Below are 19,091 nucleotides of genomic sequence, written 5' to 3'. Positions count from 1 at the left end.
TAGTCTTGTGAGGTTGCCCGGTACCGGGCGACTGCGTCGTCGACACGGGGTCCACCCAGACCGAAGTGAGCTGCAGAGCTCCTCCACCAGTTGGCGTTTCGAACGGCGAACCTCTGCGCACCTCCTGTGCGCGGTCGCCCATCCCACTATTCGCGCACGAGTCGTCGTGCGCTGACGGAGTACATCCATGCCCACCTTCCTTGAACTCGGCGTGCCCGCACGCCTCGCCGACGTGCTCGCCGCCGACGGCAAGACCGAGGCGTTCGCCATCCAGCGCGACACCCTCCCCGACTCCCTGGCCGGACGCGACCTGCTCGGCCGCGGCCGCACCGGCAGCGGCAAGACCATCGCGTTCGCCCTGCCGCTCGTGGCCCGCCTGGCCGGGTCGCAGAAGCGCACGCGCGCCCAGCACCCCCGTGGTCTCGTGCTCGCCCCGACCCGTGAGCTCGCGACCCAGATCGCGGCCACCGTGGCCCCGCTCGCAAAGGCCGCGGGCCTCACCGTCACGACGATCTTCGGCGACGTCAGCCAGCGCCCGCAGGAGCAGGCGCTGCGCGGCGGCGTCGACATCGTCGTCGCCTGCCCCGGCCGGCTCGAGGACCTCATGAAGCAGAAGCTCGTCTCCCTCGACGCGGTCGAGGTGGCCGTGCTCGACGAAGCCGACCACATGGCCGACCTCGGATTCCTCCCCGGTGTCACCCGCATCCTCGCGGCGACCCCGACCGGCGGACAGCGCCTGCTGTTCAGCGCGACGCTGGACCGCGGTATCGACGCACTCGCCAAGCGCTTCCTCTCAAACCCCGTGAGCCACGAGGTCGACGAGGCGAGCGTCCCAGTCGGTGAGATGACGCACCGCGTGCTGGTGGCCACGTCCGCCGAGCACAAGACGGTGCTCGTGCGCGAACTCGCCGCCGGCACCGGTCGCCGCATCCTGTTCACGCGCACCAAGCACCAGGCGAAGAAGCTCGCCAAGGCGCTGACCGCAGCCGGCATCCCCGCCGTCGACCTGCACGGAAACCTGTCTCAGAACGCCCGTGAGCGCAACCTCAGCGCCTTCTCGACCGACCCGGCCGACGGCGGCGTCCGCGTGCTCGTCGCCACCGACGTCGCCGCTCGCGGCGTGCACGTCGACAACGTCGATCTCGTCGTCCACGTCGACCCGCCCATGGAGCACAAGGCGTACCTGCACCGCTCCGGCCGCACCGCGCGCGCGGGAGCTGCGGGAACCGTCGTCACCGTCGTGCTGCCCGAGCAGCGCCGCGACGTGAAGGACCTGTTGCGCAAGGCTCAGATCAACGCCGACCTCGAGCAGGTCGACGCCGCGATCGTCGAGGAGCTCGTCCCCGAGCGCGCGCCGCACGTCAAGCCGGCGCCGGTGCAGCCGCAGCAGCGTCAGCAGCCGAAGAAGCCGCGCCAGCCGCAGCAGGGCGGAGCCCCGGCACCCGGATCGCCCGCCCGCCGGCGCCGGCGTCCGCAGAACCACAGCGGCCAGACGCACGGCAGCCAGACGCAGGCGGCCCAGGGGCAGCCGGCCAAGCAGGGTCAGCGCCAGGGCCAGCGTCCCGGCATCCAGGTCGGGCAGCGCGTCGACACGCGTCGCCCGCGCCGCGCACAGGGCGGCGGATCCCAGGGGCGCTGAGCGCCTCGCCGCAAGGCCCCGACCGGTCACACCGGTCGGGGCCTTCGACATCGATCAGGGTGCTGTCGGATCAGGTGCCGAGCGCACTGGCTCGCGCCGCGGCGTGCTCCACGTCGGTGATGACTCCGCGTGCGTGCAGATCATCGAGTTCGGCAAGACGCTGCTCGATCGATGGTGGAGCCACCTCGGCCACAGGCGTCCCGGCCGGGCGCAGAAGCTCGCTGCGCAGAACCTGAGCCGTGGCCTGCGTCTGCATGGTCAGCGGGTCGTATCCCGCCTCCTTCGCAGTCTTCCAGTTGCGTACCGCCGCGACGATGATGAAGATCACCGCCGCGACGAACAGGACACCGAAGATCGCGAAAGCGATGCCCATGGAACCGGGCATGGCGTCGAAGAGCGCATCATCCATGGCGGAATACTATCCCCAGCCACCCAGCGCGCACGCCCGCGCCGCGGACGGCGCGTCCCCGACCTCAGCGGGTCTGGAACGTGCGCTCCGGCGACCCCGTGTACAGCTGCTGCGGGCGGCCGATCTTCGTCTGCGGGTCGAGGTTCAACTCGCGCCACTGGGCGAGCCAGCCGGGCAGGCGGCCGATCGCGAAGAGCACGGTGAACATGCGGGTCGGGAAGCCCATCGCCTTGTAGATCACGCCGGTGTAGAAATCGACGTTCGGGTAGAGGCGGCGCTCCTTGAAGTAGTCGTCCGCGAGGGCGATCTCCTCGAGCTCCTTGGCGAGGTCGAGGAGCGGATCGGTGACGCCGAGCTCGCGGAGCACCTCGTCAGCGGCCTCCTTGACGAGCTTGGCGCGCGGGTCGTAGTTCTTGTAGACCCGGTGGCCGAAGCCCATGAGCTTGACGCCCTCTTCCTTGTTCTTCACGCGCTCGACGAAGCGCTGCACGCCCTGACCCGAGTCGCGGATCTCGGCGAGCATGCTCAGCACGGCCTCGTTCGCGCCGCCGTGCAGCGGACCCGAGAGCGCCTGGATGCCGGCCGAGATCGAGGCGAACTGGTTGGCTCCGGTCGAGCCGACCAGGCGCACCGTCGAGGTCGACGCGTTCTGCTCGTGGTCCTCGTGGAGGATCAGCAGCAGCTCGAGCGCCTTCGACATCACCGGGTTGATCTCGTACGGTTCGGAGTTCACGCCGAAGTTGAGCTTGAGGAAGTTGTCGACGAAGCTCAGGGAGTTGTCGGGGTACAGGAAGGCCTGGCCGACGCTCTTCTTGTGCGCGTACGCCGCGATCACGGGGAGCTTGGCGAGCATGCGGACCATGTTCAGCTCGACGTGCTCGGGGTTGTTCGGGTCGGTCTGGCCCTCGTAGTAGGTCGAGAGCGCGGCGACCGCGGACGACAGCACCGACATGGGGTGCGCGGTGTGCGGAAGAGCGGAGAAGAAGTGCTTGAGGTCCTCGTGCAGGAGAGTGTGGCGCCGGATGCGCTCGTCGAAGTCGGCCAGCTCGGAGGCCGTGGGCAGCTCGCCGTAGATGAGCAGCCAAGCGACCTCGAGGTAGGTGCAGTTCTTGGCGATCTGCTCGATCGGGTAGCCGCGGTAGCGCAGGATCCCCTGGTCGCCGTCGATGAACGTGATCTCGGACTTCGTGGATGCCGTGTTGACGAACCCGTAGTCGAGGCCGGTGTAGCCGGTCTGCTTCGTCAGCGTCGAGAAGTCGATGCTGTCAGCGCCTGCAGTGCCGCGCAGAACCGGGAATTCGGCAGTGGTCTCACCGATCGTGAGAGTGGCCTTGGCCTGCTGGTCTCCCGCTGCACTCACGCGGACCTCCTTGTGGGTTTACGCGACCATGTCGGTCAGATTCGTCCTGATGGTCGATGGCTCGATGGCGATGCACGGCGCCGGGCGCCTGGCCGGATCCCGACCGAATCGCCTTTACAGCCTAGTCGTCAGATCGACCTACTGTGACATCCGCCAAGAGATGCGTGGATCGTGCGGCGGGTTCCTACAGGACGGCCGCGTTCAGCCGGCGCGCACCCTCGGCTATGCGCTCCAGCGGTGCCGTCAGAGCGAGGCGCACGTGCTGGGCGGCGTCGGGTCCGTAGAAGGGTCCTGGGCCGGCCAGGATGCCGAGATCCGCGAGCCGACCCATTGATTCCCAGGCGTCCCTGCCCTCTGTGGCCCACAGGTACAGCCCGGCCTCGGAGCCGTCGATCCGGAAGCCGGCCGTCCGCAGAGCCGGCTTCAGCAGGTCGCGGCGGGCGCGGTACAGCTCCTTCTGCGTCGCGACGTGCTCGTCATCGCCCAGGGCCACGACCATCGCCTGCTGGACGGGGGCGGGCATCATGAGCCCCAGGTGCTTGCGCGCCATGAGCAGGTCGGCGATCACCCGCGCGCATCCGGCGACGAAGGCGGCGCGGTAGCCGGCGAGGTTGGACTGCTTACTCAGGGAGTACACGCTGAGAAGGTTGCTCCGGGCTGCGCCGGTCACTCGCGGGTCGAGGATGGAGGGCACCGGTTCGCTCGCCCACGGACCGTCCCAGCCGAGTTCGGCATAGCACTCGTCGCTGGCGAGGACGGCGCCGAGCTCACGAGCGCGGCTGACGGCCGCGGCGAGCTCTTCGACCGTCCAGGTGCGCCCGTCGGGGTTTCCCGGAGTGTTGATCCAGATGAGCTTGGTGCCCTCGGGCCAGGCCGCGGGATCGTCCTCGGCCACCGGCGTGGCACCGGCGACGCGTGCCCCGACCTCGTAGGTCGGATACGCGACCCGGGGAAAGACGACGATGTCGCCCTCGCCGAGTCCGAGCAGCGTCGGCAGCAGCGCGACGAGCTCTTTCGAACCGACGGTGGGCAGCACGTTGTCGACGATGAGGTCCGGCACTCCCCTGCGCCGTGCGTACCACTCCACGATCGCCTCGCGCAGCGCGGGCGTTCCGATGTTCTGCGGGTAGGCGTGGGCATCCGTGGCCTCGGCGAGCGCCTGCCGGATGACGTCAGGGGTCGGGTCGACGGGCGAGCCGATGGAGAGATCGACGATCCCCTGCGGATGCTCCGCCGCGCGCTCACGGAACGGGACGACGGCATCCCACGGGTAGTCGGCGAGATCCCTGATCCCCACGCCCTACTCTCCCTGCGGCGGGAGCGCGGCGATGATCGGGTGGTCGTGCTTGATGACGCCGACCTTGGCCGCGCCGCCGGGCGAACCGACCTCTTCGAAGAACTCGACGTTCGCCTTGTAGTAGTCCTGCCACTCGTCGGGCAGGTCGTCCTCGTAGTAGATCGCCTCGACGGGGCACACCGGCTCGCAGGCGCCGCAGTCGACGCACTCGTCGGGGTGGATGTACAGCGATCGCTCGCCCTCGTAGATGCAGTCAACGGGGCACTCGTCGATGCAGGCGCGGTCCTTGACATCGACGCACGGGAGAGCGATCACATACGTCACCCCTTCAGTCTACGACCCGTTCTCGTTCAGTGCGCTCCGGCGCGTCGGCTGCGGCGCGGAGCGCTTGAGGTTCGGCCAGGCGATCACGAGCAGCGCGATGCCGCAGACCACGTAGATCCAGATCTGCCCGATGGGCGTGTTCGGCACGATGACCGAGCCGCCGGGGCCGGGGCCCGAGATGATCAGCAGCATCCCGATCATCCCGAGTGCGGTGGCGATCGTCGCCGCGCGGTCGTGCGTCAGCGCACGGACCGCGATGAGCAGGGCTCCGCAGGCGATGGCCGCGACGATGAACCCGATCGGCACCGGTCCCCACATCAGGCTGTGGGCGATCGTGCCCGCAGTTCCGTAGACGACGCCGACGAGCGCGGCCGCGATCCAGGACAGCAGGCGGGACAACCAGTTGGGCACGATCAGATCCTACGCGCGTGCAGTGCCACCTCCGATCAGGCAGCCCATCCTGCCAGTCGCAGGAGCGCCGCCACGGCGGCCGCCGCGATCACGACGACAAGGAACGACTGGCGCAGGTAGAGCAGTCCCGCAGCGACCAGGACGGCCGGGATGCGGGCATCCGCGACGATGCCCTGCCCGCTGCCGAGCGTCTGCACACCGACCAGAGCGGCCAGCAGGGCGACGGTCAGCAGATCGGAGATCCGGGCCGGCCGCGGCGCCTCGAGCAGGTGCGCGGGGATCAGGTAGCCGAACGCCTTGAGCGCCACGCAGATGCAGGCGGCCAGCAGGACGGCGCTCCAGACGCTCATGCGGGCACCTCCGGGTCGACTCGGGGGCGGCGGTCGCCGCCGAGCCAGTTGAACCAGCCGACGACGATCGCGACGACGGCGGCGACGAGCACGGGAAGCCCCGGCATGATGAACGGCGTCAGCGCCGAGGCGACCACGGCCGCGGCGACGCCCACGGCGATCGCCTGCCGTTGCTTGAGCCGAGGCCACAGCAGTGCGAGGAAGGCCGCTGCGGCCGCGGCATCCAGACCCCAGGTCTTGGGGTCGCCGAGCACATCGCCGAGCAGCGCTTCGAGGAGGGTGGTGAGATTCCAGCCGACGAACACGCCGATGCCGGTGACCCAGAATCCGAGGAGCCGCAGCGGACGGGCGCTCTGCGAGATCGCCACCGCGGTGGATTCGTCGATCGTGACCTGCGCTGCCGCCGCACGCTTCCAGAAGCCGGAGCCGATGATGGGCGACATCCGCATGCCGTAGGCCATGTTCCGCACTCCGAGCAGCGCGGCCGAGGCCACAGCCGAGGGCAGAGCGCTCATCCCCCCGGCGCTGAAGACCCCGATGAACGCGAACTGCGACCCGCCCGTGAACATGAGCAGGCTCAGGACGCAGGTCTGCCACACGTCCAGCCCCGAAGCCACCGCGAGCGCGCCGAAGGAGATGCCGTAGGCGCTCGTGGCGACGGCGACGCCGACACCCTCGCGCCACACCTCGCGGCGCGCGAGGCCGGGCGGCTCGGCCTTCGCCGTTCGATCCACTGAACGCATGATGATCATTCTGAACATCACCGGAAAGACAGTCAAGTGAACGATCGTTTGGCATGATGAACAGATGGATCTCGGAACGCGCATCGCCCGCACCCTTCGACGCGAACGCGAGGCCCGCGGCCTGTCCGTGTCGGAGCTGGCGAGGCAGGCCGGTGTGTCGAAGGCGACCGTGTCGCAGCTGGAGAACGGCGCCGGCAACCCGAGCGTCGAGACGCTGTGGGCGCTGGGCGTCGCGCTCGGTGTGCCGTTCGCCGTTCTCGTCGAGCAGCAGGCGAGCTCGCCGACGCTGATCCGCGCCGACGATCTCCCCGAGGTGCCGTCCGCCGCTGCCGCGTACAGTGCGTCGCTGCTGTCAGCGAGCCCCCCCGGCGCCCGCCGCGACGTCTACCTCATCCGTGCCGAGCCCGGCGAGCCGCGGCGTTCCGAGCCGCACCACGCCGGCACGATCGAGCACGTCGTGCTCGTCTCCGGTCAGGCGAGCCTGGGAACGGCGGGCGATGCCGTGATCCTGAACCCCGGTGACTACGTCTCCTACCCCGGCGACGCCTCGCACGTGTTCGAGGCGCTGCTCCCCGGCACGAGCGCCGTCCTGATCACCGAGCTGCGCTGACCTCGCTCCGTCTGCGACCGTCCGCCGACTGCGACCCGCCGCCGATACGACAACGCCCCCTCGCGGCATCCACGCCCCCGCTCAGCGATGCATGTGAGCGGGGGCGTCGACGACCGGAGGGGGCCTCGACGGGGAAGAGGGTTACGCGTTGGCGTCCTGGCGCTTCTGACGCGCGGTCTCGCGACCACGGGTCGTCTGGTCGAGGATCACCTTGCGGATGCGGACGACCTCCGGCGTCACCTCGACGCATTCGTCGTCACGGGCGAACTCGAGGCTCTCCTCGAGCGAGAGCTCACGCGGCGGCGTCATCGACTCGAACGAGTCGGCGGTCGCCGACCGCATGTTGGTGAGCTTCTTCTCCTTGGTGATGTTCACGTCCATGTCATCGCTGCGCGAGTTCTCGCCGATGACCATGCCCTCGTAGACCTCCTGCGTGGGCTTGACGAAGAACGACATGCGCTCCTGCAGTGCGATCATCGCGAAGGGCGTCACGACACCCGAGCGGTCGGCCACGATCGAGCCGTTCTGACGCGTCGTGATGTGGCCGGCCCACGGCTCGTAGCCGTGCGAGATGCTGTTGGCGATGCCGGTGCCGCGCGTCGTGGTCATGAACTCGGTGCGGAAGCCGATGAGGCCGCGGGCGGGGACGATGAACTCCATGCGCACCCAGCCGGTGCCGTGGTTGATCATGTTGTCCATGCGGCCCTTGCGGTTGGCGAGGAGCTGCGTGATCGCGCCGAGGTACTCCTCAGGAGCGTCGATCGTCAGGTGTTCGAAGGGCTCGTGGACCTTGCCGTCGACCTTCTTGGTGACCACCTGCGGCTTGCCGACCGTGAGCTCGAAGCCCTCACGGCGCATGTTCTCGACGAGGATGGCCAGCGCGAGCTCGCCGCGGCCCTGCACCTCCCACGCATCCGGGCGCCCGATGTCGACGACCTTGAGCGAGACGTTGCCGATGAGCTCGCGGTCGAGGCGGTCCTTCACCATGCGGGCGGTGAGCTTGTGGCCCTTGACCTTACCCACCAGCGGCGAGGTGTTCGTGCCGATGGTCATCGAGATCGCGGGATCATCGACGTGGATCTGCGGCAGCGGACGGACGTCGTTCGGGTCGGCGATCGTCTCGCCGATCGTGATGTCCTCGAAGCCCGCGATGGCGACGATGTCGCCGGGCCCGGCGGACTCGGCCGGGTAGCGCTCGAGGGCACGGGTCATCAGCAGCTCGGTGATGCGGGCGTTGCTGGTGGTGCCGTCGGAGCGCACCCAGGCGACGGTCTGGCCCTTCTTCAGCGTGCCGTTGAAGACGCGCAGCAGGGCGAGGCGGCCGAGGAACGGGCTGGAGTCGAGGTTCGTGACCCACGCCTGCAGCGGCGCCTCGTCGTCGTACGCCGGGGCGGGGATGTGCTCGAGGAGCGCCTCGAACAGCGGCTCGAGGTCGTCGTTGTCGGGCAGGGCACCGTTGTCGGGGGGGGTGCGGCTGGCGCTCCGGCACGGCCGGACGCGTACACGACGGGAACGTCGAGCAGCGCGTCGACGTCGAGGTCGGGAACGTCGTCGACGAGGTCGGATGCCAGGCCCAGGAGCAGGTCGTGAGCCTCCTCCTCCACCTCGACGATGCGCGCGTCGGGGCGGTCGGTCTTGTTGACCAGCAGGATGACGGGGAGCTTCGCCTCGAGCGCCTTGCGCAGCACGAAGCGGGTCTGCGGCAGCGGACCCTCGGAGGAGTCCACGAGCAGCACGACGCCGTCGACCATGGACAGGCCGCGCTCCACCTCGCCGCCGAAGTCGGCGTGGCCGGGGGTGTCGATCACGTTGATCGTGACGGGGACGTCGGTGTGGGCGCCGTTGTAGGTGATCGCGGTGTTCTTCGCGAGGATCGTGATGCCCTTTTCGCGCTCGAGATCGTTCGAGTCCATGGCGCGCTCGTCGACGTGCGCGTGTTCGCCGAAGGAGCCCGTCTGACGGAGCATCGCGTCGACGAGGGTGGTCTTGCCGTGGTCGACGTGCGCGACGATTGCGACATTGCGGAGGTCAGAGCGAAGGGCGTGCGCCATGCAGGTTTCCTAAAAGGGATTGGGATGTGATGGAGGTGCCGCTTGTACTGAGCGAGCGTCAGCGAGACGAAGTGACGGTCCAGGATATCGCACGGGGTTGTGGGTCCGGCGTTCGAGTAACGCAAATGCCCCGATCCTGGCCGGGAATCAGGTCATTCGCGTTACTTGAACGGAGTCGGATCTAGCATCGACACGTGGAACGAGAAGCTGTGACCGGGCGCGCCCGCACGTGGTGGGAGATCGCGATCGTCCTCGCCCTGGGGCTCGGCGAGTCAGCCGTCTACGCGATCGTGCAGATCGTGTACCGACTGACGGATGCCACCCCGCTGGCGGATCAGTCGACGACGCTGAATCCCTCCCGCAGCGACCGGGAGGTCTTCGACCTGATCTACCAGGTGCTCGGCATCGGCTTCTCGATCGTTCCGGTCCTGCTCGTGTGCTTCCTCGTCTGGCAGCACCGCCGCCCGCACCTTGGCTCGCTGGGGCTCGACGGCGCCCGTGTCGGACGCGAGATCGGACAGGGCATCCTGCTCGTCCTGGCGATCGGCATCCCGGGCCTTGCCCTGTACGTCGGAGGCCGGATGCTGGGGCTCTTCGTCGCCGTCGACCCGGGCGGGATCGACGCGCACTGGTGGACCGTGCCGATTCTGCTGCTGTCGGCGGCCCGCGCGTCGCTCACCGAGGAGTTCGTGGTGCTCGGGTACCTGTTCCTGCGCCTGCGGCAGCTCGGCTGGGGCAGCTGGCCGATCATCATCGCCACTTCGGTGCTGCGCGCGAGCTACCACCTGTACCAGGGACCGGGTGCGTTCATCGGGAACCTGGCGATGGGGCTGGTGTTCGGTTGGCTGTTCGCGAGGACGGGGCGACTGCTGCCGTTCCTGGTCGCGCACTTCATCATCGACGCGGTCGCGTTCGTCGGCTATCCCCTGGTCGCCCCGCTCCTCCCCTGACCTCGAGACTGCAAGGCCGCGTCGAGACTGCGCCGATCCGGCGCTGTGCCGGCGCGGCCTTGGGGATTCGGTGCAGATCAGCGGGTGAGGAGGACCGCCGCGACCGCCCAGGCCGCGAGGACGACGAGGGCGAGGATCGCGGGCCAGTCCCACGATTTCACGACTGCGGCATCCGGAGCAGTGGCATCCGGAGCCGCCTGCGCGTCCAGGCGCAGACGCTGCAGCTTCGCGATGCCGTCGGCGGCGTTCTCGTTGCCGTCCTCCTTCGCACGGTCAGGGCCGATCCGCCGCGGACGCGAGCGTGCGGGCCCGCCGAAGCAGCGCACGACCTTTCCGTCGTCGAGTGAGAACTCGATCTGCCAGCGCATCGCGATGCGCTTGATGCGCGACCACGGCATCGAGGTGCGGCGGAGGAGGTTCTGCACCTCGACACCCGCGCGGTCGGCGCGGATGTCGGATGCGACCCCGACGACGTAGACGGACCAGAGCACGAGCAGCGGCCACGGAGCCAGCAGCAGAGCGCCGCCGACGCCGGTGCGCACCCCGGCATCGATCAGCAGGTACAGCGCGACGACCGCGCAGATGACGAGCAGCCAGACCGCCCCGGTGACCGGGAAGGCCCGGGGCGGCCTGGCATCAGCTGCCATCAGGCGGTGCCGCCGCCCAGAGTGAGCGATGCGCCCGGGATCGCCTCGAGCAGTCGCCGGGTGTACTCCTCCTGCGGGTTGGTGAAGATCTCGTCCACCGTGCCCTGCTCGACGATGCGCCCCTGCTCCATGACGCACACGAGGTCCGCGGCGACGCGGACGACCGCGAGGTCGTGCGTGATGAACAGGTACGTCAGACCGAGCTCCTGCTGCAGGTCCGAGAGCAACTGCAGGATCTGATCCTGAACCAGCACGTCGAGCGCCGACACGGCCTCGTCGAGGACGACGATGTCGGGCTTGAGCGCGAGGGCCCGGGCGATCGCGACGCGCTGGCGCTGACCGCCGGACAGCTCGTTCGGGTACCGCCATGCGAGTTCCTGCGGCAGCGCGACCTGCTCGAGGAGTTCGAGCGAGCGCTGGTGCTGCTCCTCCTTCGTGCCGATGCCGTGCACGTGCAGGGGCTCGGAGATGAGGTTGCCGATGCTGCGCAGCGGGTCGAGCGAGCCGTACGGATCCTGGAAGACCGGCTGCATGCGACGACGCAGGCGGAAGACATCCGCCCTCGACATCGTGCTCGTCGGCGTCCCGTCGATGAGGATCTCACCGTCGGTCGGCTTCTCGAGCTGCAGCAGCATCTTCGCGACCGTGGACTTGCCCGATCCGGACTCGCCCACCAGTGCCAGCGTCTTGCCGCGGGGGATCGAGAACGAGACATCATCGACCGCGCGGAACTGCTCGTGGCGCAGCCCTCCCGTGCGGATCGAGAAGTCCTTGACGAGGTTTCGCACCTCGACCACGGCGGGTGCATCCTCGACGGCTGCGCTGGTCAGACCCGTGTCGCCGATGCGCTGGGATGCCAGGCTCGGGGCCGCGGCGACCAGGCGCTGCGTGTACGGATGCCGCGGGTTCGTCAGGATCTCGGCACTGCGTCCGGCCTCGACGATCTCGCCCTGGTTCATCACGAGGATGCGGTCCGCCCGCTCCGCGGCCAGTCCCAGGTCGTGCGTGATGAGCAGAACCGACGTTCCTCGCTCGCTCGTGAGCGTGGCGAGGTGATCGAGGATCACGCGCTGCACGGTGACGTCCAGCGCACTCGTCGGCTCATCGGCGATCAGCAGCTTCGGGTCGGCCGCGAGGCCGATCCCGATGAGGGCGCGCTGGCGCATGCCTCCCGAGAACTGGTGCGGGAACTGATGCATGCGCCGCGCGGCGTCGGCGAGCCCCGCCTGCTGCAGGACTTCGACGGCGCGGTCGTGCACCTGCTTGCGCCCCTGGGCCAGCCCGTTGGCACGCACGGCCTCCTTGACCTGGAAGCCGATCGACCACACGGGGTTGAGGTTCGACATCGGGTCCTGGGGGACGTAGCCGATCTCGCGGCCGCGGATGCGCTCCATCTCGCGGCGACCGGCCTTGGTGAGGTCCTTGCCGCCGAGGGAGATGCTGCCGTCGGTGACATGCCCCGTCCCCGGCAGCAGGTCGATGATCGCCGCAGCGGTCGTCGACTTGCCCGAGCCCGACTCGCCCACGATGGCGAGTGTCTCGCCCTCGTAGATGTCGAAGCTCACCCCGTGCAGCACCTCGCGCACGTCCTTGCCGCTGCGGAATGCGACCTTCAGGTCACGGATGCTGAGAAGAGGTGCGTCGTTCATCGCTGAGCCCTCGCCTTCGGGTCGACGGCGTCGCGCAGCAGCTCGCCGAGTGTGATGAATGCCAGCACGGTCACGGTCAGCGCGAGCGACGGCCAGAACAGCGCCATCGGTGCGGTCCGGATGTTCGTCTGGGCCTGACTGATGTCATTTCCCCACGACATCGTGTTGCCACCGAGTCCGACGCCGAGGAACGACAGCACCGACTCGGCGACGATCGCGGCGGCGAGGCTGAGGGTGGCGACGACGATGACCGGAGCCATGGCGTTCGGCAGCACGTGCGAGATCAGCGTACGGAACCGCGAGAGTCCGACCGCCTCCGCTCCCATGACAAAGTCCGCCTGCTTCACGCGAAGCACCTCGGCGCGCATGATGCGCGCGGTCGACGCCCAGGCGAACCCGCCGATCGCGAATGCGAGGACGATCTCATTGCGCACCGGCATGACCGACATCACGACGATCGCCGCGATGATGTACGGGATCGTGAAGAAGATGTCGCCGATGCGCGAGAGCAGCGAGTCGAGCCATCCGCCGTAGAACCCGGCGAACGCACCCATGATCATGCCGATCACGGTGCTGATCAGAGTGGCGAGCAGACCGACCACGACCGACGTGCGCGTGCCCCAGATCACCCGGGAGTACACATCGCAGCCCTGACGGGTGAAACCGAGCGGGTGACCGGCTTCGGGTCCGCCGTTGCTGCTGGCCAGCGAGCATCCGTTGTTCGGTGGCACGCTCGTGAAGAGCCAGGGGAACAGCGAGACGATCACCACGAGCAGCACGAACGCCGCCGAGATCCAGAACAGCGGCCGGTGGCGCAGGTCGCGCCAGGCGTCGAGCCACAGGTTGCTGCGCTTGGCGTTGATGCGGACGACGTCGACGGGAACCGAAGTCGTGTCGACGGGAGCGACGTAGTGCTCCGTGCGCGCGTCAGTTCGAGACATAGCGGATCCTCGGGTCGAGCAGGCCGTAGATGAGATCCACGACGATGTTGATGAACACATAGACGACGACGAACACCGTCACGAACGACACGACCGTCGGGTTCTCCCCGCGGATGATCGCCTGGTAGAGGGTATTGCCGACGCCCGGGACGTTGAAGATACCCTCGGTGACAGTCGCGCCGACCATCAGGATGCCGAACACGGTGCCGAGGTCGGTGACCATCGGGATGAGCGAGTTGCGCAGCACGTGCACGGGGATGACGCGCTCTCGCGGCAGCCCCTTGCTATAGGCTGTGCGCACCCAGTCCTGGTTCAGCGTCTCGATCGTCGAGCTACGGGTCAGGCGCATACTCGTCGCATACACGCTGAGGCCGAGCACGATCGCCGGCAGCCAGAGATCGCCCCAGTCGTTGCGGGCTCCGACCGTGGGTCTGAACCATCCCAGTTGCACGGCCAGGAAGTACTGCGCGAGGAACGCGAGCACGAAGATCGGCACGGCGACGAACACGAGCGCGATGACGAGCATCGAGTTGTCGAAGATGCCGCCCTTGCCGAGCGCCGAGAACAGGCCGATCACGATCGCGAGCACAAAGGCGATGCCGACGGCCATGACGGCAAGCCGCAGCGTGACGGGGAACGTGCGGGCGAGGATCTCGATCACCGGCTGTCCGGAGAAGCTGATACCGAAATCGAGCCGGAAGATTCCGGCGATGTAATAGAAGTACTGCACGAGGAACGGCTGGTCGAGGTGGTACTGCGCACGCAGCCGCTCGAGCAGAGCCGGGTTCGGCTGGCGGTCTCCGAAAAGCGCGGCGATGGGATCGCCGGGCATCGCGAAGACCATGAAGTAGATCAGCAGGGTGGCGCCCAAGAACACCGGGATCGCCTGCAGAATCCGTTTGAGGATGTAGATTGCCACCCTCGTCCTCCCTTCGGGTACGGGACGCACAGGACGACGAGGCGGTGGTTTCTTCCACCGCCTCGTCGCCTATGCGGGTGTCAGCCGACCTTGGTGATCTGCTCGTACAGCGGCACCGAGTTCCAACCGAACTCGACGTTGTCCACGGTCTCGCCGTAGCCGCCGACGACGTTGGAGTACCACAGGGGCGCTGCGGGCAGGTCCTGGAGCAGAACCTCCTGCGCCTGCTGGAACAGGCCGTTCGCCTCCTCCGGGTCGGTCGCCGAGATGCCCTGCGACAGCAGGTCGTCGAACTCGGGGTTGGAGTAGTCGCCATCGTTCGATCCGGCGTTGGTCGCGTAGAGCGGGCCGAGGAAGTTGTACAGACCCGGGTAGTCGGCCTGCCAACCGGTGCGGAACGCGGTCTGGATCGTGCGGTCGGTGACCTCGCCGCGCAGCTCCGCGAAGGTCGGGTACGGTGCGCCCGATGCGTCGATGCCGAGCGTGTTCTTGATCGAGTTCACGGTCGCGTCGACCCAGGCCTGGTGGCCGCCGTCGGCGTTGTAGGCGATCTGGAATTCGCCGCTCCACGGGCTGATGGCGTCAGCCTCTGCCCACAGCTCCTTGGCCTTCTCGGGGTCGTACGCCAGGACCTCGGCGCCCTCGAGCGAGTCGGACCAGCCGTCGATGACCGGCGAGGTGAAGTCGCTGGCCGGGGTACGGGTGCCCTGGAAGATCACATCGGTGATCTCTTCGCGGTTGATCGACATCGACAGCGCCTGGCGGCGCAGCTGACCCTCTTCGCCGCCGAAGTGCTCAAGGCGCTCCGGGATCGTGAAGGACTGGAAGACAGCCGCCGGCTGGTTGACCGCACGGTCTCCGAGGTCGGACTCGAAGGTCTCGTAGGCGGAGTCCGGCACGGCGTCGAGGACGTCGAGCTCACCCGCGAGCAGGTCGGAGTACGCAGCATCCTGGGTGGCGTAGAACTTGATGTCCAGGCCGCCGTTGGCAGGGGTCCGCGGGCCGTCGTAGTCGGGGTTCGAGACGAGGTTGATGCCCACGTCGTGCTGCCAGGCGCCTTCGCCGTCGAGCATGTACGGGCCGTTGCCGACCGGGCTCTCGCCGAACGCCTCCATGTCGTCGAACGCGGCGTCGGGGAGCGGGTAGTACGCCGAGTAGCCGAGGCGCTGCGCGAAGTCGGAGGCCGGCTTGTTCAGCGCGATCGTGAACGTGTAGTCGTCGACCTGCTCGAGGCCGGTCAGCTCCGAGTCCTCGTCGTAACTGAAGCCCTCGATGTCCTCGAAGAAGTAGCTCGAGAGCTGCTCGTTCGAGGCGAGTGCGCCGTAGTTCCACGCCTTGATGAAGTTGTCGGCGGTGACCTCTTCGCCATCGGTGAAGGTCAGGCCCTCACGCAGCTTGACCGTCAGGTTCTGCGGGTCATCGACCGTGATGTCCTCGGCGACGTCGTTGTACACCGAGCCGTCAGCGGCGTAGCCGATGAGGCCCGCGAACATCGCGTCGAGGATCTTGCCGCCGCCGACCTCGTTGGTGTTGGTCGGGATCAGCGGGTTCTGCGGCTCGGAGCCGTTGACCGAGATGATGGCCGTGGCGTCGCCGCTGGCCTCACCGTCGCCGTTGCCGGTGTCGTTGTTGCCGCCTGCGCAGCCGGCGAGCGCGAGAGCGCCGACGGAGAGCAGACCGACCCCGGCCAGGGTGATCTTGTTTCGCTTCATTGTGGTGTCCTCCTGTGGACAGGTCCAGGGTGCGTCGGCTTCGGACGCACCGGATACACGAGAGGCTACGTGACGTTCCATCGTTGGAATAGCTCCGTTAATGAACCGTTACTGACTTGCCACAACAGCGAAACAGCCGTGACTCGCACAGGAAACGACGCCGCCCCCTCATCCGCCGGTGGCGGGAGGGGGCGGCGTCGGACGCGGATGCTACGCGAACGCCTCGATCGGCGGGCACGCGCACATGAGGTTGCGGTCGCCGTAGGCCTGGTCGATGCGGCGCACCGGCGGCCAGTACTTGCCCGCGACGAGGGAGTGCACGGGGTAGGCGGCATCCTCGCGGGTGTAGGCGTGGTCCCAATCCCCCGCGATCAGCGACACCGCGGTGTGCGGCGCGTTCACGAGCGGATTGTCGTCGGCGGGCCAGCGACCGGCGGCGACGGCGTCGGCCTCCTGCTTGATCATGATCATCGCCTCGATGAACCGGTCGATCTCGCCGATGTCCTCGGACTCGGTCGGCTCGACCATGAGGGTCCCCGGAACGGGGAACGACATCGTCGGAGCGTGGAAGCCGTAGTCGATCAGCCGCTTGGCGACGTCGTCGACCGTGATGCCGGTGGTCTCCTTGAGCGGGCGCAGGTCGAGGATGCACTCGTGCGCGACACGGCCGTTCTCACCGGCGTACAGCACCGGGTAGTGCTCGCCGAGGCGCGCGGCGATGTAGTTGGCCGACAGGACGGCGGCAGCCGTAGCATCCCGAAGCCCCTCGGCGCCCATCATGCGGACGTACGACCACGAGATCGGCAGGATGCCGGCCGATCCATAGGGCGCGGCCGAGACCGGCCCTCCGGCGAACTCGTACCCGCCGGCGTGCGCCGTGCGCTGCGCGAGCGGGTGCGAGGGCAGATGCTCGGTCAGGTGCGCCTTGGCGGCCACCGGTCCCACGCCCGGCCCGCCGCCGCCGTGCGGGATCGCGAAGGTCTTGTGCAGGTTCAGGTGCGAGACGTCGCCGCCGAGGTCGCCGAACCGTGCGAAGCCGAGCAGCGCGTTGAGGTTCGCGCCGTCGACGTACACCTGGCCGCCGGCGTCGTGCACGGCGGTCGTGATGTCGACGACATCCTGCTCGTACACGCCGTGCGTGGACGGATACGTGATCATGAGCGCCGCGATCTCGTCGGCGTGCGCGGCGATCTTCGCCTGCAGATCGTCGAGATCGACATTGCCGAGCTCGTCGCAGGCGACGACGACGACCTTCATGCCGGCGAGCACGGCGGATGCCGCGTTCGTGCCGTGCGCGGACGATGGGATGAGGCACACGGTGCGGTGCTCGTCACCGTTCGCCAGGTGATAGCCGCGGATCGCGAGGAGTCCGGCGAGTTCGCCCTGGGATCCTGCGTTCGGCTGCAGCGAGACGGCGTCGTAGCCGGTGACCTCGGCCAGCCAGCCCTCGAGCTGATCGATCATCTCCAGGTACCCGGCGACATCGGACTCGGGCGCGAACGGGTGGATCTGCGCGAACTCCGGCCACGTGATCGACGCCATCTCGGTCGCGGCGTTGAGCTTCATGGTGCACGAGCCGAGCGGGATCATGCCGCGGTCGAGCGCGTAGTCGCGGTCGGCGAGGCTCTTCAGGTACCGCATCATGGCGGTCTCGGAGCGGTGCACATGGAAGACCGGGTGGGTCAGGTACTCGTCCGCGCGGATCAGGGTCTCGGGTAGGGCGCCGTGCGACCCGCTGCCGAAGTAGCCGAACGAGCGCTGCTCCTTGCCGCCGAACAGGATCGCCACCTGGTGCAGCGCACCGAAGTCGGTCGTCTCGTCGACCGAGATGCCGACCGTGTTCTCGTCGACGAGACGCAGCAGGATGCCGTGCTCGTCGTGCGCGCGGGCCACGATCGCCGCGGCATCCGCTGTGCGCACCTGCACGGTGTCGAAGAACGCCTCGTGCACGACGTCGGCGCCGGCCTCGACGAGCCAGTCGCGGAACATCGATGCGCGCAGCGCGACGTTGCGGGCGATGTTCGCCAACCCGTCGGGACCGTGATAGACCGCGTACATCGAGGCCATGACGGCGAGGAGCACCTGTGCGGTGCAGATGTTCGAGGTGGCCTTCTCACGGCGGATGTGCTGCTCGCGCGTCTGCAGCGAGAGCCGGTAGGCGGGCCTGCCGTCGGCATCCACCGAGACGCCGACGAGGCGCCCGGGCAGCTGACGCTCCAGTCCCTGACGCACGGCCATGTAACCGGCGTGCGGGCCGCCGAAAGCCATCGGCACACCGAAGCGCTGCGTGGTGCCGACCGCGACGTCGGCGCCGAGCGAGCCCGGCGAGGCGATCAGCGTGAGTGCCAGCAGATCGGCCGCCACGACCGCGAGGCCGCCAGCGAGGTGCGCGGCATCGATGACGGAGCTCGGGTCCCACACGAGACCGGATGCCGCGGGGTACTGCACGAACACGCCGAACAGCTCATCCGGCAATGCCTCACCGCCGGCGAGATCCCGCTCGACGAGCTCGATGTCCAGCGCCTCGGCGCGCGTGGCGAGCAGCGCCTTGGTCTGTGGGAATGCTCCGGCGTCGACGACGAACACGTTCGACTTCGACTTCGATGCGCGCCTGGCCAGCAGCATCCCCTCGGCGACCGCGGTGGACTCGTCGAGCATCGACGCGTTCGCCGTCGTGAGGCCGGTGAGATCGGCGACCATCGTCTGGAAGTTGATGAGCGCCTCCAGACGCCCCTGCGAGATCTCCGGCTGGTACGGCGTGTAAGCGGTGTACCAGGACGGGTTCTCGAGGACGTTGCGCTGGATCACGCTCGGCGTGATCGTGCCGTAGTAGCCCAGACCGATCATCGGCGTGTTCACTGTGTTGCGCGACGCGAAGCCGCGCAGCTCGGCGAGCGCCTGCGCCTCGGTGGCCGCAGCGGGGATCGACGATTGCCGCGACGGGTCGGTGTAGATGCTCCCGGGCACCGCCTGACGCATGAGCGACTCGATCGGATCGATGCCTGACGCTTCGACGGGCTCAGCGGTCGAAGGGTCTTCGATCTCCGGCGTGAGCCCGAGAGCCTCGAGCATCGTGCGC

16 protein-coding genes and 1 pseudogene are annotated in these 19,091 nt (G+C 68.4%); 3 read left to right on the top strand and 14 right to left on the bottom strand.

Annotated features, from left to right (window positions below; genetic code table 11):
• The first annotated feature begins 187 nt into the window (after positions 1-187).
• Complete coding sequence (locus HWX58_RS04730) at positions 188-1,639, top strand: DEAD/DEAH box helicase (RefSeq protein WP_175985875.1); 1,452 nt, start codon at positions 188-190, stop codon at positions 1,637-1,639.
• 70 nt (positions 1,640-1,709) lie between these two features.
• On the opposite strand, the gene HWX58_RS04725 is transcribed toward HWX58_RS04730, so the two are convergent.
• From HWX58_RS04725 to HWX58_RS04695, 7 genes are all read right to left on the bottom strand, one after another.
• Positions 1,710-2,048, bottom strand: coding sequence for an SHOCT domain-containing protein (locus tag HWX58_RS04725; RefSeq protein WP_175985874.1), 339 nt, complete (start codon positions 2,046-2,048; stop codon positions 1,710-1,712).
• A 64-nt stretch (positions 2,049-2,112) separates the two neighbouring features.
• The gene (locus tag HWX58_RS04720) at positions 2,113-3,408 is read right to left on the bottom strand and encodes a citrate synthase (RefSeq protein ID WP_175985873.1); all 1,296 of its coding nucleotides are present in this window, start codon (positions 3,406-3,408) and stop codon (positions 2,113-2,115) included.
• A gap of 184 nt (positions 3,409-3,592) precedes the next feature.
• Entirely contained in the window at positions 3,593-4,705 is a 1,113-nt protein-coding gene (dapC, locus tag HWX58_RS04715) for a succinyldiaminopimelate transaminase (RefSeq protein WP_284690597.1), read from the bottom strand.
• Positions 4,706-4,708: 3 nt separating this feature from the next.
• On the bottom strand, positions 4,709-5,029 hold the full coding sequence (gene fdxA / locus HWX58_RS04710) for a ferredoxin (RefSeq protein WP_175985872.1): 321 nt from the start codon (positions 5,027-5,029) through the stop codon (positions 4,709-4,711).
• Positions 5,030-5,038: 9 nt separating this feature from the next.
• Positions 5,039-5,440, bottom strand: a complete 402-nt coding sequence (locus HWX58_RS04705) for a histidinol dehydrogenase (protein ID WP_250646095.1) — start codon at positions 5,438-5,440, stop codon at positions 5,039-5,041.
• 35 nt (positions 5,441-5,475) lie between these two features.
• Positions 5,476-5,790: an AzlD domain-containing protein gene (locus tag HWX58_RS04700; protein WP_175985871.1), complete on the bottom strand. Its 315-nt coding sequence runs from the start codon at positions 5,788-5,790 to the stop codon at positions 5,476-5,478.
• The gene (locus HWX58_RS04695; RefSeq protein ID WP_175985870.1) at positions 5,787-6,533 is read right to left on the bottom strand and encodes an AzlC family ABC transporter permease; all 747 of its coding nucleotides are present in this window, start codon (positions 6,531-6,533) and stop codon (positions 5,787-5,789) included. The genes HWX58_RS04700 and HWX58_RS04695 overlap by 4 nt, the downstream gene beginning before the upstream one ends.
• A 64-nt stretch (positions 6,534-6,597) precedes the next feature.
• On the opposite strand from HWX58_RS04695, the gene HWX58_RS04690 reads away from it, so the two are divergent.
• The gene (locus HWX58_RS04690) at positions 6,598-7,143 is read left to right on the top strand and encodes a helix-turn-helix domain-containing protein (protein ID WP_175985869.1); all 546 of its coding nucleotides are present in this window, start codon (positions 6,598-6,600) and stop codon (positions 7,141-7,143) included.
• Positions 7,144-7,284: 141 nt separating this feature from the next.
• On the opposite strand, the pseudogene typA reads toward HWX58_RS04690, so the two are convergent.
• Positions 7,285-9,194 (bottom strand): annotated as a pseudogene (typA, locus tag HWX58_RS04685) (translational GTPase TypA).
• 194 nt (positions 9,195-9,388) lie between these two features.
• On the opposite strand from typA, the gene HWX58_RS04680 reads away from it, so the two are divergent.
• A complete protein-coding gene (locus HWX58_RS04680; protein ID WP_175985868.1) occupies positions 9,389-10,144 on the top strand; it encodes a CPBP family intramembrane glutamic endopeptidase in 756 nt (251 codons plus the stop codon).
• Between the two features lie 77 nt (positions 10,145-10,221).
• Here HWX58_RS04680 and HWX58_RS04675 read toward each other — a convergent pair whose 3' ends face one another.
• From HWX58_RS04675 to gcvP, 6 genes are all read right to left on the bottom strand, one after another.
• The gene (locus HWX58_RS04675) at positions 10,222-10,791 is read right to left on the bottom strand and encodes a PH domain-containing protein (protein WP_175985867.1); all 570 of its coding nucleotides are present in this window, start codon (positions 10,789-10,791) and stop codon (positions 10,222-10,224) included.
• A complete protein-coding gene (locus HWX58_RS04670) occupies positions 10,791-12,440 on the bottom strand; it encodes an ABC transporter ATP-binding protein (RefSeq protein ID WP_175985866.1) in 1,650 nt (549 codons plus the stop codon). Before HWX58_RS04670 ends, HWX58_RS04675 begins: the two co-directional genes overlap by 1 nt.
• Positions 12,437-13,381, bottom strand: a complete 945-nt coding sequence (locus HWX58_RS04665) for an ABC transporter permease (protein WP_175985865.1) — start codon at positions 13,379-13,381, stop codon at positions 12,437-12,439. Before HWX58_RS04665 ends, HWX58_RS04670 begins: the two co-directional genes overlap by 4 nt.
• Positions 13,368-14,300 carry an ABC transporter permease gene (locus tag HWX58_RS04660; RefSeq protein WP_175985864.1) on the bottom strand — a complete coding sequence of 311 codons (933 nt, stop codon included), beginning with the start codon at positions 14,298-14,300 and terminating at the stop codon, positions 13,368-13,370. Before HWX58_RS04660 ends, HWX58_RS04665 begins: the two co-directional genes overlap by 14 nt.
• An 80-nt stretch (positions 14,301-14,380) precedes the next feature.
• Positions 14,381-16,012, bottom strand: a complete 1,632-nt coding sequence (locus tag HWX58_RS04655) for a peptide ABC transporter substrate-binding protein (RefSeq protein ID WP_175985863.1) — start codon at positions 16,010-16,012, stop codon at positions 14,381-14,383.
• Positions 16,013-16,222: 210 nt separating this feature from the next.
• On the bottom strand, positions 16,223-19,084 hold the full coding sequence (gcvP, locus tag HWX58_RS04650) for an aminomethyl-transferring glycine dehydrogenase (RefSeq protein ID WP_217702954.1): 2,862 nt from the start codon (positions 19,082-19,084) through the stop codon (positions 16,223-16,225).
• Between the last annotated feature and the right edge of the window lie 7 nt (positions 19,085-19,091).

It is taken from the genome of Microbacterium tenebrionis, from assembly GCF_903645325.1.
Taxonomy (GTDB): domain Bacteria; phylum Actinomycetota; class Actinomycetes; order Actinomycetales; family Microbacteriaceae; genus Microbacterium; species Microbacterium tenebrionis.
The sequence above is the reverse complement of the archived record's forward strand: the minus strand, read 5'-3'. Positions and strand labels throughout refer to the sequence as shown.

Bases quoted from the DNA above. Each gene is read 5' to 3' on its own strand.
- HWX58_RS04730 (WP_175985875.1), top strand. From the start codon at position 188: ATGCCCACCTTCCTTGAACTCGGCGTGCCCGCACGCCTCGCCGACGTG.
- HWX58_RS04725 (WP_175985874.1), bottom strand. From the start codon at position 2,048: ATGGATGATGCGCTCTTCGACGCCATGCCCGGTTCCATGGGCATCGCT.
- HWX58_RS04700 (WP_175985871.1), bottom strand. From the start codon at position 5,790: ATGAGCGTCTGGAGCGCCGTCCTGCTGGCCGCCTGCATCTGCGTGGCG.
- HWX58_RS04695 (WP_175985870.1), bottom strand. From the start codon at position 6,533: ATGCGTTCAGTGGATCGAACGGCGAAGGCCGAGCCGCCCGGCCTCGCG.
- HWX58_RS04690 (WP_175985869.1), top strand. From the start codon at position 6,598: ATGGATCTCGGAACGCGCATCGCCCGCACCCTTCGACGCGAACGCGAG.
- HWX58_RS04675 (WP_175985867.1), bottom strand. From the start codon at position 10,791: ATGGCAGCTGATGCCAGGCCGCCCCGGGCCTTCCCGGTCACCGGGGCG.
- HWX58_RS04670 (WP_175985866.1), bottom strand. From the start codon at position 12,440: ATGAACGACGCACCTCTTCTCAGCATCCGTGACCTGAAGGTCGCATTC.
- HWX58_RS04665 (WP_175985865.1), bottom strand. From the start codon at position 13,381: ATGTCTCGAACTGACGCGCGCACGGAGCACTACGTCGCTCCCGTCGAC.
- HWX58_RS04655 (WP_175985863.1), bottom strand. From the start codon at position 16,012: ATGAAGCGAAACAAGATCACCCTGGCCGGGGTCGGTCTGCTCTCCGTC.
- gcvP (WP_217702954.1), bottom strand. From the start codon at position 19,084: ATGCTCGAGGCTCTCGGGCTCACGCCGGAGATCGAAGACCCTTCGACC.